Source organism: Bradyrhizobium ivorense, from assembly GCF_900696085.1.
GTDB lineage: Bacteria > Pseudomonadota > Alphaproteobacteria > Rhizobiales > Xanthobacteraceae > Bradyrhizobium > Bradyrhizobium ivorense.
This window is the reverse complement of record NZ_CAADFC020000016.1, coordinates 572,092-585,779: the sequence shown is the minus strand read 5'-3', so window position 1 is coordinate 585,779 and position 13,688 is coordinate 572,092. Positions and strand designations below refer to the sequence as shown.

General features: G+C 66.5%; 10 protein-coding genes. 5 read left to right on the top strand and 5 right to left on the bottom strand.

The genetic code is table 11. The features are described 5' to 3' along the window. Positions 1-182 precede the first annotated feature (182 nt). On the bottom strand, positions 183-719 hold the full coding sequence (locus CI41S_RS22620) for a hypothetical protein (protein WP_139861642.1): 537 nt from the start codon (positions 717-719) through the stop codon (positions 183-185). 340 nt (positions 720-1,059) lie between these two features. Here CI41S_RS22620 and CI41S_RS22615 point away from each other — a divergent pair, with 340 nt between their 5' ends. Beyond that, complete coding sequence (locus CI41S_RS22615; protein WP_139861641.1) at positions 1,060-2,292, top strand: T6SS phospholipase effector Tle1-like catalytic domain-containing protein; 1,233 nt, start codon at positions 1,060-1,062, stop codon at positions 2,290-2,292. 6 nt (positions 2,293-2,298) lie between these two features. Here CI41S_RS22615 and CI41S_RS22610 read toward each other — a convergent pair whose 3' ends face one another. From CI41S_RS22610 to CI41S_RS22600, 3 genes are read right to left on the bottom strand one after another with little or no spacing between them, the layout of a single operon-like run. Continuing rightward, positions 2,299-4,524 (bottom strand): xanthine dehydrogenase family protein molybdopterin-binding subunit, encoded by a 2,226-nt coding sequence (locus tag CI41S_RS22610; protein WP_139861640.1) that lies wholly within the window; start codon positions 4,522-4,524, stop codon positions 2,299-2,301. Continuing rightward, the gene (locus CI41S_RS22605) at positions 4,521-5,012 is read right to left on the bottom strand and encodes a (2Fe-2S)-binding protein (RefSeq protein ID WP_139861639.1); all 492 of its coding nucleotides are present in this window, start codon (positions 5,010-5,012) and stop codon (positions 4,521-4,523) included. The genes CI41S_RS22610 and CI41S_RS22605 overlap by 4 nt, the downstream gene beginning before the upstream one ends. After that, the gene (locus CI41S_RS22600; RefSeq protein ID WP_139861638.1) at positions 5,009-6,352 is read right to left on the bottom strand and encodes a c-type cytochrome; all 1,344 of its coding nucleotides are present in this window, start codon (positions 6,350-6,352) and stop codon (positions 5,009-5,011) included. The genes CI41S_RS22605 and CI41S_RS22600 overlap by 4 nt, the downstream gene beginning before the upstream one ends. Before the next feature lie 98 nt (positions 6,353-6,450). Here CI41S_RS22600 and recQ point away from each other — a divergent pair, with 98 nt between their 5' ends. Continuing rightward, positions 6,451-8,319, top strand: a complete 1,869-nt coding sequence (gene recQ, locus CI41S_RS22595; protein ID WP_139861637.1) for a DNA helicase RecQ — start codon at positions 6,451-6,453, stop codon at positions 8,317-8,319. A 75-nt stretch (positions 8,320-8,394) separates the two neighbouring features. Next, the gene (locus CI41S_RS22590) at positions 8,395-9,621 is read left to right on the top strand and encodes an MFS transporter (protein WP_139861636.1); all 1,227 of its coding nucleotides are present in this window, start codon (positions 8,395-8,397) and stop codon (positions 9,619-9,621) included. A gap of 54 nt (positions 9,622-9,675) precedes the next feature. Here the strand turns inward: CI41S_RS22590 and CI41S_RS22585 are convergent, their stop codons facing one another. Continuing rightward, the gene (locus CI41S_RS22585; protein ID WP_139861635.1) at positions 9,676-10,608 is read right to left on the bottom strand and encodes a DUF1186 domain-containing protein; all 933 of its coding nucleotides are present in this window, start codon (positions 10,606-10,608) and stop codon (positions 9,676-9,678) included. A gap of 196 nt (positions 10,609-10,804) precedes the next feature. Between CI41S_RS22585 and CI41S_RS22580 the strand changes: the two genes are divergently transcribed. Beyond that, positions 10,805-12,553: a flavin-containing monooxygenase gene (locus tag CI41S_RS22580; RefSeq protein WP_139861634.1), complete on the top strand. Its 1,749-nt coding sequence runs from the start codon at positions 10,805-10,807 to the stop codon at positions 12,551-12,553. A gap of 78 nt (positions 12,554-12,631) precedes the next feature. Continuing rightward, positions 12,632-13,573: a metallophosphoesterase gene (locus CI41S_RS22575; protein ID WP_139861633.1), complete on the top strand. Its 942-nt coding sequence runs from the start codon at positions 12,632-12,634 to the stop codon at positions 13,571-13,573. Positions 13,574-13,688 lie beyond the last annotated feature (115 nt).

Below are 13,688 nucleotides of genomic sequence, written 5' to 3'. Positions count from 1 at the left end.
TTTGACCGCGAGTTCGGTCCACCTCTCCCCGCTGGGGAGAGGTCGGCGCGAAGCGCCGGGTGAGGGCTCTTGCTCTCTCGATAGACCGTAACCCCTCACCCGATTTGCTACGCAAATCGACCTCTCCCAAGGGAGAGGTGAACCGTCGACGCCGCTCCAGCTCGACCTAGTCTCATCACGCATCAGGACGCGGCCGCCATCGGTAGCGCGTGGCGGAATAGCCAGCCCACGAACGAGATCAGCGTCAGCGCGATCGCAGCGGAGATGCTGACGAGCTTGATCGTCGTGATCGCCTTCAGCTTCGGGACGGACCGCGCCGCTTCGTTCGGATCACCGCGCAGCAACAGCCACGCCAGCAGGCAATCCTCGATCAGGTCGCTGAGCAGATACACCGCCGGCACCAGCAGTCCGAGCCACGCGAACGACGGATAGAGCCGGCCGATCCAGTGCGACGATGCGGCGCCCATCGCGCCGGCGAGCGCCAGCATCACGATCAGATCGAGCGGGAACAGGATCGGAAACACATACTTCATCCGCAGATCTGACGTGACGAGCTCGCCGAGCTGATTGGCGGTGTAGCTCAGCGTCTTCTCGGGAAAGCGGGAGCGGAACCGTTTTGCGAAGACCCGATCGGAGTATGTACCGACCCACCAGAACAGGCCGAATGCGATCGCGACCAGGGCCGCGAGGATGACCGTGACAATGGTTTCGTGGCTCATGCCGGTCCGCCCCTGAGCGGGCCGAACGTATCGCGGACATCCGCGCGCAAGACGATCGCATGCACCGGCGCAGTCTCCGAAACGAGAAAAATATGAACTGAATACAGAGAGATTGTTCGCCAGAATCCTACCTTTTCTGAGTCGTTGCAATTGATTTCCAAGAATCGTGCAGGGGCCCCGCCGACTGCCACGGCGGCTTGTCGGCGCCGGCGTTGCGTGGCTTCGGCTTGGCGAAAGTCCAGCCGGATACATCAAACTGTCTTCAATTGGAGATTGAATCTCCCCCGCATTATGCCCTAGATAGACCCGGAAAATTTCACGGCGACCGCGAGGGCAACGGATGCCGAAGGACATCGTGATTTGCTGCGACGGCACCGGCAACGAGATCGGCGCCAATATTTCCAACGTTCTGAAGCTGTTTCGCGTCGCCGACAAGGATGACCGGCAGCGGATCTACTATCATCCCGGCCTCGGCACGATCGGCCTGCAGAACACCTGGGGGCGCTTCAAGCAGGAGGTTCGCGGCCTGTGGGGGCTCGCGTTCGGCGCCGGTCTCGACAAGGACACGCTCGGCGCCTACCAGTTCCTGTGCCGGGTGTGGGAGCCGGGCGACCGGGTCTGGATGTTCGGCTTCAGCCGCGGCGCCTATACGGTGCGGGTGCTGGCCGCCTTCGTTCACGTGATGGGGCTGTTGCCGGTCGACCAGCTCGACCTCGCGGGCTACGCGTTCTCGACCTACAAGAAGGCGAGCTCGGACGCCCAGGACTCCGACGGAAAGTTCGATCTGGCCCCGCTCAAGGAGGTCTGGCACTTCAGCCAGATCGCCGGCGGCCGCAACATCGACATCGAGTTCGTCGGCGTCTGGGACACCGTCGCCTCGATCATCGTGCCGCGGCAGGACAATTTCTGGTTCGACCTGCAGACGCTGCTGTTCACCCGCACCAATTCCAGCGTCAAGTGCTTCCGCCAGGCGATCTCGATCGACGAGCGCCGGCGCATGTTCCGCCTCAACCGCTGGATCGAGCCGCAGAAATTCCGTTCCGATCCGTTCGATCCCGCGACCGAGGTCGAGCAGGACATCCGCCAGGTCTGGTTCGCCGGCGTTCACTCCGACGTCGGCGGCGGCTATCCGGAGGATCAGAGCGGACCGTCAAAATTCCCGCTGATCTGGATGCTCGAGCAGGCCAAGTCCGCCGGGCTGCACATGGACCAGGCGCTGATCGATCATCTCGCCTGGGGAATGCCGCTGCCGCCGCACAAGCACGAATATGTGCCGCCGAGCGCGACCGCGCCGTTGCACAATTCGCTGACGGGGTTCTGGAAAATCCTGGAATGGATTCCGAAGAGCGCCAAATGGAAGGAATGGCCCGAGCGAAAGACCTTCCTCGGCTTCTATCTGCCGAGGGGCGAACCGCGGCTGGTTCCGGATGGCGTGCTGATCCATCGCTCGGTGCTGGAGCGCATGGACAAGGATCCGGGCTATCGTCCGATCAACCTGCCTAAGGATTACAGGGTCGAGGAACTGACACCGCCCCCGGCCCCACCGTCGGAATTGGCCGCTCCCGCCGCCTGAGCGGCCTCAGGCGTCGATTGCATCCTTGATCTTCTTGCGGCTGATCGGCAGGTCTCGCAGCCGCTTGCCGGTCGCGTGCGCAATCGCATTGGCAAGCGATGCCGCTGCCGGGCCCTGCCCGGTCTCGCCGCTGCCGAGGAACGGCTGGCCCGGGCGGTTGATGATGTGGACCTTGATGCTGTCAGGCACGGCATTGAAGCGCAGGATCGGGTAGGTCTGCCAGTCGATGCTGGTGATCCTGGTATCGTCGAACGCGACGCTTTCATACAGCGTCCAGCTCGCCGACTGCACGATCGCACCCTCGATCTGGTTGGTGATGCCGTCCGGATTGACGACCTGCCCGGCATCGACCGCCGCCACCGCGCGCACCAGCCGGGCACGCCCGGTCTCGCGATCGACCTCCACTTCGGAGGCGATGGCGCAATAGGCGGCGAGATTCTTGTAGCGCGCGAATGCAAAACCATGACCGCGGTTTGGCGGCGCCTTCCGGTCGCGGCTCCAGCCGAACTCCTCGGCGGCCTTCTCGACCACGGCGCGGCCGCGCTGATCGTCGAGATGTTTGAGGCGAAACTCGACCGGATCGGCGCCGGCGAGATCCGCCAGCTCGTCCATAAAGCTCTCGAGCGAGAACACGTTGTGATAGGCGCCGAGCGCGCGCATCGCCGAGATCCGCAGCGGCATCGCCGCGATGAAATGATGCATCACATGCGCATTCGGAAAGTTGTAGATCGGGATCGCGTTGCGATCGCCGCCGCCCTCCGGCAGCGGCAGCGGTTTTGGCGCAGGCACCGCGAACGACTTCGCCATGTGCTGGGCGGCGAGCAGCGCGCCGGCGCCGCCGGGCCGCATCGAATGGGTGTTGCTCCACACCGCAAAATTCCAGTCGGCGATCTTGCCGCCCGCGTCCAGCGAGGCACTGAGCCTGGTCACCATCGCCGGGCCATAGGGCTCCCAGCCGTGCTCCTGCTCGCGCATCCACTGCACCCGCACCGGACGCCCGGGCAGCGCCCGCGCGATCAGCGCCGCGTCGGCCGCGGCATCGTCGGCGCCGTTGTGGCCGTAGCAGCCGGAGCCCTCGACATGGATCAGGCGCACGCTCGGCTGCGGCATGCCGAGCATCTCGGCAATCGCCTGGCGGTCGGGATAGACGCCTTGCGTATGCGTCCACACCGTCATCGCGCCGTCGGCGAACTGCGCCACCGCGCAGGATGGCCCGATCGAGCCGTGCGACTGGTAAGGCCGCGTGTAGGTCGCCTCGATCGTCCTGGTTCCGGTCACGGACGAATCGTTGCGCGAAAAGATCGCAAAATCCTGCGACGGCAATTTGGTCAGCACGTTGGGCAGATCGTTCTGGTTCGGCAGCCTTGCGCTTTCCCGCCACTTCGCCGCGGCAGCCAGCGCGTGCATCGCCTTGACGGCCAAGAATTCCTTCTCCGCGACTACGGCGAGGAAGTTGCCGTCGCGCACGATCCGGATCACGCCGGGCATTTTCTCGACCGCGGCAGCGTCGAGCTCCACGAGCTCCGCGCCGTAGCTCGGCGGCCGCACCACCCGCGCATGCACCATGCCGGGCAGCCGCATGTCCTGCACATAGGCTGCGCCACCCGTGACCTTGGCCGGAATATCGACGCGAGGCACCGGCTGGCCCATCACCTTGAAGTTTTGCGGGTCCTTCAGCGGCGACGTCGGCTGCGCCTGGACGTGCAGGATATCCGCCGCGACAAGCTCGCCGTAACCGAGACGCCGGCCGTCCGGCGCGACTACGGCAGCGTTTTCCGTCCGCAACGTCTCGGCCGGCAGCTCGAGCCGGCGTGCGGCTTCCGCCACCAGCAGTCCGCGCGCCTGTGCCGCGGCATGCAGGATGGCGGTGCCGCTGTCCTGCATCGAGTGGCTGCCGGAGGTGTAGCCTTCGTTCGCCGTCAGCTTGGTGTCGGCGGTGATCATCTTCACCGCCTCGAAGGCGACATCGAGCTGCTCGGCCGCGATCTGCTGGAAGGCGGTGCGAAAACCCTGGCCGAGCTCGGCCTTGCCGGTGAAGGCGGTGATGCGGCCGTCGGCATCGATGCGGATCCAGGAATCCAGATAGGGGAATTTGGCGAGGCTGCCGGGCAGCTCTGGCCCCTGGCCCGGCTTCTGTTCTTGAGCCGATGCGCCACGCAGCGAGAAGCTGACGATCAGCGCGCCGGCGCCGGCCAGCACGCTGCGGCGGTCGAGGATCACGGGCCCGTTCATCGGACGCTCCTGTCGCTCGCCGCATCGGCGGTGTCCATCAGCCGCGCGGCGCGGTGCACGGCGCGCAGGATGCGCATATGGGTGCCGCAACGGCAGAGGTTCGGCTCCAGCTCGGCGCGGATCTGCGCATCGGTCGGCTTCGGATTGCGCATGAGGAGCGCCTGCGCCCGCATCATCATCCCGGCGATGCAGTAGCCGCATTGCGCCGCCTGCTCCTCGATGAAGGCGCGCTGGATCGGCGCCGGCGCGGCCAGGGTGCCGAGCCCTTCGAGCGTCGTCACCTGCTTGCCCGCAAGCAGCACCAGCGGCGTGACGCAGGACTGCACCGCCTTGCCGTCGACGATCACCGTGCAGGAGCCGCATTGCCCGAGCCCGCAGCCGAACTTGGCGGCGTTGAGCTCGAGATCGTTGCGCAGCACGTAGAGCAGCGGCGTATCGGGGTCGGCATCGACCTGATGATCCTGCCCGTTGACCTTCAACGTGATCATGGCTTGCCTCGCTGACTGGATTCGGCCGGCGCCTCGCGCGCCGCGACCGAGACCGCTTGCGCCGCGCGCGCATCGCGCACGGCCTTGTCGAGATCGTTCCAGGCCGGCCGCTTGCCGAAGCGAACGCGCAGATAATTCAGCAACGCCGCCATCTGCACGTCATCAATGCTGGCCGCAAAGCCCGGCATGATCGGGCTGCGCTCGCCCTCGACCGCGCCGACGCCCGCCAGCACGATGTTGGCGAGATTGCGCGGATCGGGACTGGTGACCGCCGTGCTGAGCGCGAGATCGACGCCGCCATAGGGCAGCGGCCGCTTGCTCTCATGGCAGGACGCACAGGCGGCGGCATAGATCGCCGCACCCGCGGGATCGGCCTGTGCCGCAACCGCCGGGGGCGATTGCGCCACGGCATCTGCGGGCCGCTTGCCGTCCGGCGCCGGCGCGCCCGAGATATCGGCCATGTACGCGGCGATCGCGCGCACGTCGCTGTCGGGCACCGACGCCAGATTGCTGACCACTTCCGCCATCGGCCCGCGCGCGGTGCCGTGGTCCGCCTGCCAGCCATGGCGCAGATAGGCGTACAGCGCGTCGGCGGTCCACCGCACCGGGGCGTGCGAGGTGTCGTTCAGCGCGTAGGCGTGCCAATTGTCGACCTCCCCGCCGGCAAACTGCGCATTGACGCGCTCGGCGCCGAGCGCGTTGCGCGGGGTGTGACAGGCGCCGCAATGCGCCAGTCCCTCGACCAGATAGGCGCCGCGGTTCCACTCCGCGCCCTTGGCCACGTTCGACGGCACATCGCCGCCGTGAAAATACAGCAGCTTCCACCCCGTGATCAGCGGCCGGAAATTGAACGGAAACGACAGCTGATTCGCCGGCGGAGACGCGCTGACCGGCTGGCGCGTCATCAGGAAGGCATACAGCGCCCGATCATCGGCATCGGAGACGTTGGTGAAGTGGTCATAGGGGAAGGTCGGGTAAAGATGCCGGCCGTCACGGCTGACGCCGGAACGCATCGCCCGGACGAATGCCGCTTCCGGCCAGCTGCCGATGCCGGTCGCGGCATCCGGCGTGATGTTGGAGGAAAAAACGGTGCCGAACGGCGTCGGAACCGGCAGGCCGCCGGCATAATTGCCGCCGCCGCGCACGGTATGGCAGGTGCTGCAATTGCCGATCGCGGCAAGATCGCGGCCGCGCTTGACGAGGTCCGGATTGAACGTATCGGGCCGCGGCGGCGCGATCGCCGCAATCGACGGACGCCAGGCGACGCCAAAACCCGCCGCCGCGCCGGCGACCAGCACGACAGCCGCAATGCCTGTGATGATCCGCAGCCGACGGGCCATGCCTGAATTGAGTTTGTTGTTGGGACGTGTATTAACACATCTGCTCCGGTATCGTTCGGCCCGAAGACCCCGATCACCGCCTGTTGACCTCAGGGATCATGACCGCCCAGCCAGCCCTCGATCGCGCATCCCCTCCGCCCCGCGATGCGCTGTCCGTGCTCAACCACGTGTTCGGGCTGCCGGATTTTCGCGGCGCGCAGGAGAAGATCATCCGCCATGTCAGCGAGGGCGGCAATTGCCTGGTGCTGATGCCGACCGGCGGCGGCAAGTCGCTGTGCTACCAGCTGCCGTCGCTGCTGCGCGACGGCTGCGGCATCGTGGTCTCGCCGCTGATCGCGCTGATGCGCGACCAGGTCGCGGGCCTGACCGAGGCCGGCGTCAACGCCGCGGTGCTGAACTCGACGCTCAGCTATGAGGAAGCGTCCGAGGTCGAGCGGCGGCTGCTCGCCGGCGATCTCGATCTGCTCTATGTCGCCCCGGAGCGGCTGCTGACGCCGCGCTGCCTCAATCTGATCGGCCAGGCGCAGATCGCGCTGTTCGCGATCGACGAGGCGCATTGCGTCTCGCAATGGGGCCATGATTTCCGCCCGGAATATATCGGCCTCTCGGTGCTCGCCGAGCGCTTCCCCGACGTGCCGCGCATCGCGCTGACCGCGACCGCGGACGCGATGACGCGCAAGGAGATCGCCGAACGGCTGAAACTCACCGACGCGCCGCACTTCGTCGCGAGCTTCGACCGGCCCAACATCCGCTACGAGATCGTCGACAAGCAGAACGCGGTGACGCAGCTCAAGAACCTGATCAAGGAGCGGCATGCCGGCGACGCCGGCGTGGTGTACTGCCTGTCGCGCGCCAAGGTCGAGGACGTCGCGGCGTCGCTGACCGAGGCCGGCATCCCGGCATTGCCCTATCACGCCGGACTCGATGCAAGCGTGCGCGCCCGGCACCAGGACCGCTTCATCAACGAGGACGGCGTCGTGATCGTCGCCACCATTGCGTTCGGCATGGGCATCGACAAGCCGGACGTGCGCTTCGTCGCGCATCTCGATCTGCCGAAGAGCGTCGAGGCCTATTACCAGGAGACCGGCCGCGCCGGCCGTGACGGCAAGCCGTCGACCGCATGGATGGCCTACGGCCTCTCCGACATCGTGCAGCAGCGCCGCATGATCGACGAGTCGAACGGCTCCGACGCCTTCAAGCGCGTTTCGATCGGCAAGCTCGACGCGCTGGTCGCGCTGGCCGAGACCGTGCATTGCCGGCGGCAGCGCCTGCTCGGCTATTTCGGCGAGACGCAGGCCGACGAGAGCTGCGGCAATTGCGACAACTGCCTGACGCCGCCGCGGGTGCGCGACGGCAAGGTGCTGGCGCAAAAACTGCTGTCCTGCGTCTATCGCACCGGGCAGCGGTTCGGCGCCATGCACCTGATCGATGTGCTGGTCGGGCGGCTGACCGAGCGCGTCAAGCAGTTCAACCACGACCAGCTGTCGGTGTTCGGCATCGGCCGCGAGCTCAACGAGAAGCAGTGGCGCGCGGTGCTGCGTCAGCTGGTGGCGATGGGCCATCTGCGCGCCGCCAGCGACGCCTTCGGCGCGCTGAAGCTGACCGACAGCGCCCGCGGCGTGCTGAAGGGAGAGACACAGGTGATGCTGCGCGAGCAGCCGGAAGGCGCCCGCAACCGCGCCATCCGCGACAAGTCGCGCCGCGGCGAGCTCGCACCCGCCAGCAACGGCAAGGGCGCCGCCGCCAATCCCGCCCTGCACGCGGCGCTGCGCGCCTGGCGCTCCGACATCGCGCGGCAGCGCGGCGTGCCGGCCTATGTCGTGCTGCACGATTCCACCATCGACGGCATCGCCGCGGTGCGGCCGGCGTCGCTGAACGAGCTGCGCAACATCGCCGGCATCGGCGACAAGAAGCTCGAGCATTACGGCGACGAGCTGATCGCCCTGGTGAACAGGACCGAGGGCTGAGCCTCTAGCCGAATTTTATAGTCCGTCTAATCCCTGCGTGTTGACGTGGATCACGCGCTCCGCCATGCGTGACGCATGTCCGCACAACCTGAGGCCGCAGCAGCCGACAATCTGTTCCGTCATCCGCCGCTCCTGCTGTTCGTGGCGTCGCGCAGCTTCTCCGAATTCGCCTACCAGATCGCCACCGTCGCGATCGGCTGGCAGGTCTACGCGCTGACCGGCAGCGCGGTCTATCTCGGCCTGGTCGGGCTGGTGCAGTTCATCCCGAGCGCGCTGCTGGTCTTCATCGCCGGCCATGCCGCCGATCGCTACGATCGCCGCCGCGTCGTGCAGGCCTGCCAGATCATCCAGGGGCTGGCGGCCGCCTATCTCGGCTGGCGCAGCTTTGCCGGCGATTTGACGGTACTGGAGATCTTCTCGGCGCTGGTGACGTTCGGCGTCGCGGCGGCGTTCGGCGACCCGGCCGCCTCGGCGCTGCTGCCGGCCGTGGCGCCGGAGGGGCAGCTGCAGCGCGCCACCGCGCTGTCGACCGGCGCCTGGCAATTCTCGATCGTCGCGGGTCCGGCGATCGGCGGCCTCACCTACGCAATTTCGCCGGCGGTGCCTTACGCCGTGATGGCGGCATTCTGGCTGCTCGCTGCCGTGCTCTGCGGCGCGATCCGGCTGGAACGTCCGGCGGCCGAGCCGGACCCGCCGTCGCTCGATCAGCTGTTTGCCGGCGTCAAATTCGTCCGCGACAATCCGGCGATCCTCGGCACCATCTCGCTCGATCTGTTCGCGGTGCTGCTCGGCGGCGCCAGCGCGCTGCTGCCGATCTATGCCCGCGACATCCTGCAGGCCGGCCCCTGGGCGCTCGGCGTGATGCGCGCTGCGCCCGCGGTCGGCGCGCTCGTGATGACCGCCGTGTTGACGCGGCATCCGATCTCGCGCCATGTCGGCTTGCGCATGTTCCAGGGCGTGATCGCGTTCGGGATCGCGATCTGCGTGTTCGCGCTGTCGAAGGAGATCTGGCTCTCGACCCTGGCGCTAGCCGCGATGGGCGCCGCCGACACCATCAGCGTCGTGATCCGCGTCTCGCTGGTGCAGCTGGCGACGCCGGACGAGATGCGCGGCCGCGTCGGCGCGGTGAACTATCTGTTCGTCAACGCCTCCAACCAGCTCGGCGAGTTCGAAAGCGGCATCACCGCAGCGCTGTTCGGCACCATCCCGGCCGCGCTGATCGGCGGCCTCGGCACCATCGCGGTGGCGCTGCTCTGGATGAAGCTGTTCCCGTCGCTGCGCAAGGTCGAGCGGCTAGAGTGAGAGGCGCTTGGATACGGGGAACGACCGGCCCAGGCTAACCGACGTAGCCGCACGTCACCCCTGACCAGCGAGGCAGCATTTCTTGTATTTCTTGCCGCTTCCGCACGGGCAAGGGTCGTTGCGTCCGACATGGCGGAGGGGATTCCTCACGGGCTCCGTGGGCGTCCATTCCGCATCGAAATCGTCATCAAATGATTGATCCGTAGTGTCATCGTAGGCGGACCACTGCAGCGCCTCAAGCACGTCCCCGATGTAGCCCAAACGAATTTCCTCAAAGCGCGCGATGTCATCGGGCCGCTGCTCCGCCTCAGCCAGCATGTCCTCGAAGCTCCGGCGCTCCCGCAGCCAATCCGGTATGCGGCCTTCATCTCCCGCGCGGCGCACCAGCGATGCCAGGTCGCGGAGCCCTAACAGGGCAATTGCCAGTTGCCAGGCAAACCAGGCCTGGTCCTGATCTTCAGCCAGCTTCTCCAGATAGAATCGTTCGAGCAGACCTCGCATCCGATCGCGTTCGATACTTCCATTCCAGGTGAGGAAGACCGCCGCACTTAAGATCTGGTCGCGAACGAATTGATCAACTGACCGATCTGTCGCGAGGCTCAAAAGAGCCTCGACGTCACCGTCGAAGACGCCGGCGACAATGCGTGCCATGTCCTGCGTCAAGCCATCTCCGAGCAGGTCGTCGAGCTCGGCTTCGGTTCTGCGAAGGAGCCGCAACAGGTCCTTGCAAACTTGCGTATCGCGGGCGCCGCCCAGAATGTACAGACCCCGAAACAGCAGTTGGGCTTCATCATCGGACAGCCGCTCGCCGTTCGCAGCCCTGGCGACGAGGGCACGTAGCGCGGGAGCGGCCTCCTCCATCCTGGTCAGGCACATCCCGATAGCAACGGCGGGCAAACGGCGTTCGGTGGCGACCGCCTCGAGGTAGTTTTCGATCGGCCCCAGATCGCCTTGGTCGAGGATGGCCTCGACTTCTTCCTTCTTCATGGAACTTGGTCCTTGTTGTCGGCGAGAGCTTACACCTGAGGCACTGTACCGGGCCACCTGCGAACCGGTTGCAGCATGGGAGCTATACCCGACGCGGCAATGCACGTGCTTGCGGGCCGCGCTGCGCTCGCCTTAATCTTCCATGGCCGTGCCCAACGAGGCGCGGCCCAAACGAAACATAGGGAAGAGACGGGCCATGGCTCAGGAGAGTGCCGCGCGCACCATTGCGCGTCCGGCGGAAACCGGGACGTTCGATGCCATCGTAGTCGGCGCGGGCTTTGCCGGCATGTACATGCTGCACCGGCTGCGCGGGCTCGGCTTTACCGCGCGGGTGTTCGAGGCCGGCGGCGGCGTCGGCGGCACCTGGTACTGGAACCGCTATCCCGGCGCGCGCTGCGACGTCGAGAGCCTGCAGTATTCGTTCTCGTTCTCCGAGGAGCTCGACCAGGAATGGAGCTGGTCGGAGAAATATTCTCCGCAGCCCGAAATTCTCGCCTACGCCAACCACGTCGCCGACCGCTTCGACCTGCGCAGCCAGATCGTGTTCGACACCCGCGTCACCGCGGCGACGTTCGACGAGGACGCCGGCACCTGGCTGATCGAGACCGACCGCGGCGACCGGGTCACCGCAAAATTCTGCATCATGGCGGTCGGCTGCCTGTCGGCGCCGAACCGTCCGGCCTTTGCCGGCATGAGCGATTTCCGCGGCCCGATCTATCACACCGGCGAATGGCCGCATGAGGGGGTCGACTTCACCGGCCTGCGGGTCGGCGTGATCGGCACCGGCTCGTCCGCGATCCAGTCGATCCCGATCATCGCGCAGCAGGCCGAGCAGCTCACCGTGTTCCAGCGCACCGCGACCTGGTCGGTGCCGGCATGGAACGAGCAGCTGTCGGCGGAGTATCTGAAGGAAGCCAAGGCGCATTATCCGGAGCTGCGCGCCAAGGCGCGGGCGCGCCCGACCGGCTTCTATTTTCCGTTCAACGCACAGCCCGCGCTGCAAGCCAGCGCCGAGGAGCGCGAGCGGCTGTATGAGGAGGCATGGGAGCGCGGCGGGCTGCCGTTCCTCGGCGCCTTCGGCGATTTGCTGTTCGAGAAGGCGGCCAACGACACCGTCGCCGATTTCGCGCGCGCCAAGATCCGCGGCATCGTCAAGGATCCCGCGACCGCCGACCTGCTGTGCCCGCAGAACGTGTTCGGCTGCAAGCGGCTCTGCGTCGATACCAACTATTTCCAGACCTACAATCTGCCGCATGTGAAGCTGGTCGACGTGTCGAAGGCGCCGATCGAGCGCTTCACGGCCGAAGGCATTGTGGTCGACGGCACCGAGTATCAATTCGACGCCATCGTCTCCGCCACCGGCTTTGCCGCGATGACCGGCTCGTTCGACAAGATCGCGATCACCGGGCGCGGCGGCCAGACACTCGCCGAGAAATGGCGCGCCGGCCCGCGCGCCTATCTCGGCCTCGCCTCGGAAGGCTTTCCGAACCTGTTCATGATCACCGGGCCAGGCAGCCCGTCGGTGCTGGCCAGCATGATCCAGGCGATCGAGCAGCATGTCGACTGGCTGGCGGACTGCATCAGTCATATGCGTGACATCGGCGCCGGCACCATCGAAGCGGTTCGCGACGACGAGGACGCCTGGGTCGCCCATGTCAACGACGTCTCGACCGTGTCGCTGCGCTCGACGTGCAGCTCCTGGTATGTCGGCGCCAACATCCCCGGCCGTCCCCGCGTCTTCATGCCCTATATCGGCGGCTTCCCGATCTATGTGCAGAAGTGCAACGAGGTGATGAATTCGGGCTATGACGGCTTCGTGCTGGCCGGCGGCCGCACCGGCAATGCGCCGCCGCAGGTGCGCTTCACCGAGCGCTGGCAGGTGCCGCTCGACATCGAGGTGATCTCGCCGGCCGCGGTCGCCGCCCGGCGCGTTCCCGTTGTTTAGACCACCGTTCGCACGAGGGAATCGCGCGTGGTAGTGTCGCGCCGGACCGCGTCCACGTCCGCGGTCCGGACGGAGGCGATGACCGACACGGCGCTAAAGGGATTGATCGAGCGGATCGGCGCCGACCATGTCGCGCGCCGGCTGGCGATCGAGACCGGGCACCGGGGACAGCTGTTCGGGCAGGGCACGCTGTTCTTCAACGTGGAGAACTGGGATATCGCACCCTGGATCGTCGAGACCGGACTGAAATGCGTCGGGCTCTACGGCCGTGCGCGGCGCAATGCCGACCGGGTAGAGGTGCGGCGCAATCTGGTGACGTCGGCGCGTCTGCCGGCGGCGTTCGACGGTTTTGTCATCCTTCAGCTCAGCGACCTCCACGCCGACATGAGCATGGGCGCGATGCGCCATCTGATGGAGATCGTGTGCACGATCGATTGCGATATCTGCGTCCTGACCGGCGACTACCGCGGCAAGACCTATGGCCCGTTCGACGCCAGCCTGGCTGCGATGAACGAGCTCTGCGCGCGCATCAAGCGGCCGCGCTACGGCATTTTGGGCAATCATGACAGCATCCGCATGACGCCGGCGCTGGAGGCGATGGGCATCCGCATGCTGTTCAACGAACAGCTGACGATCGAACGCGACGGCGCGGCGATCCATCTCGCCGGGATCGACGACGCGCATTTCTACCGCACCGACGACATTCCGAAGGCCGCAGCGGCAATCCCGCGCGACGCCTTCTCGGTCCTGCTGGCTCATACGCCGGAGTCGTATCGCCAGGCGGCGGAGGCCGGCTTCGATTTGATGCTGAGCGGCCATACCCATGGCGGCCAGCTCTGCCTGCCCGGCGGCATCGCGATCAAGCTGGAGGCGCGGCTGCCGCGCCGCATGGGCAAGGGCGCCTGGCGCTTTGAAAAACTCGCCGGCTACACCTCGACCGGCGCCGGCACCAGCCTCGCGCCGGTGCGGCTCAACTGCCCGGCGGAGATCACGCTGCACACGTTGCGGCGGCTGGGGTAAACGAAGGCGCCGCGAATTGGCCTCGCCATGATAGCCGACGTCAGACCCGTCATCCTGAGGTGCGAGCTCTTGCGAGCCTCGAAGGATGAATCGGCCACCAGCCGGGCCGTCGACC

Coding starts and splice junctions, on each gene's coding strand:
- CI41S_RS22620 (WP_139861642.1), bottom strand. CDS start 719: ATGAGCCACGAAACCATTGTCACGGTCATCCTCGCGGCCCTGGTCGCG.
- CI41S_RS22615 (WP_139861641.1), top strand. CDS start 1,060: ATGCCGAAGGACATCGTGATTTGCTGCGACGGCACCGGCAACGAGATC.
- CI41S_RS22610 (WP_139861640.1), bottom strand. CDS start 4,524: ATGAACGGGCCCGTGATCCTCGACCGCCGCAGCGTGCTGGCCGGCGCC.
- CI41S_RS22605 (WP_139861639.1), bottom strand. CDS start 5,012: ATGATCACGTTGAAGGTCAACGGGCAGGATCATCAGGTCGATGCCGAC.
- CI41S_RS22600 (WP_139861638.1), bottom strand. CDS start 6,352: ATGGCCCGTCGGCTGCGGATCATCACAGGCATTGCGGCTGTCGTGCTG.
- recQ (WP_139861637.1), top strand. CDS start 6,451: ATGACCGCCCAGCCAGCCCTCGATCGCGCATCCCCTCCGCCCCGCGAT.
- CI41S_RS22590 (WP_139861636.1), top strand. CDS start 8,395: ATGTCCGCACAACCTGAGGCCGCAGCAGCCGACAATCTGTTCCGTCAT.
- CI41S_RS22585 (WP_139861635.1), bottom strand. CDS start 10,608: ATGAAGAAGGAAGAAGTCGAGGCCATCCTCGACCAAGGCGATCTGGGG.
- CI41S_RS22580 (WP_139861634.1), top strand. CDS start 10,805: ATGGCTCAGGAGAGTGCCGCGCGCACCATTGCGCGTCCGGCGGAAACC.
- CI41S_RS22575 (WP_139861633.1), top strand. CDS start 12,632: ATGACCGACACGGCGCTAAAGGGATTGATCGAGCGGATCGGCGCCGAC.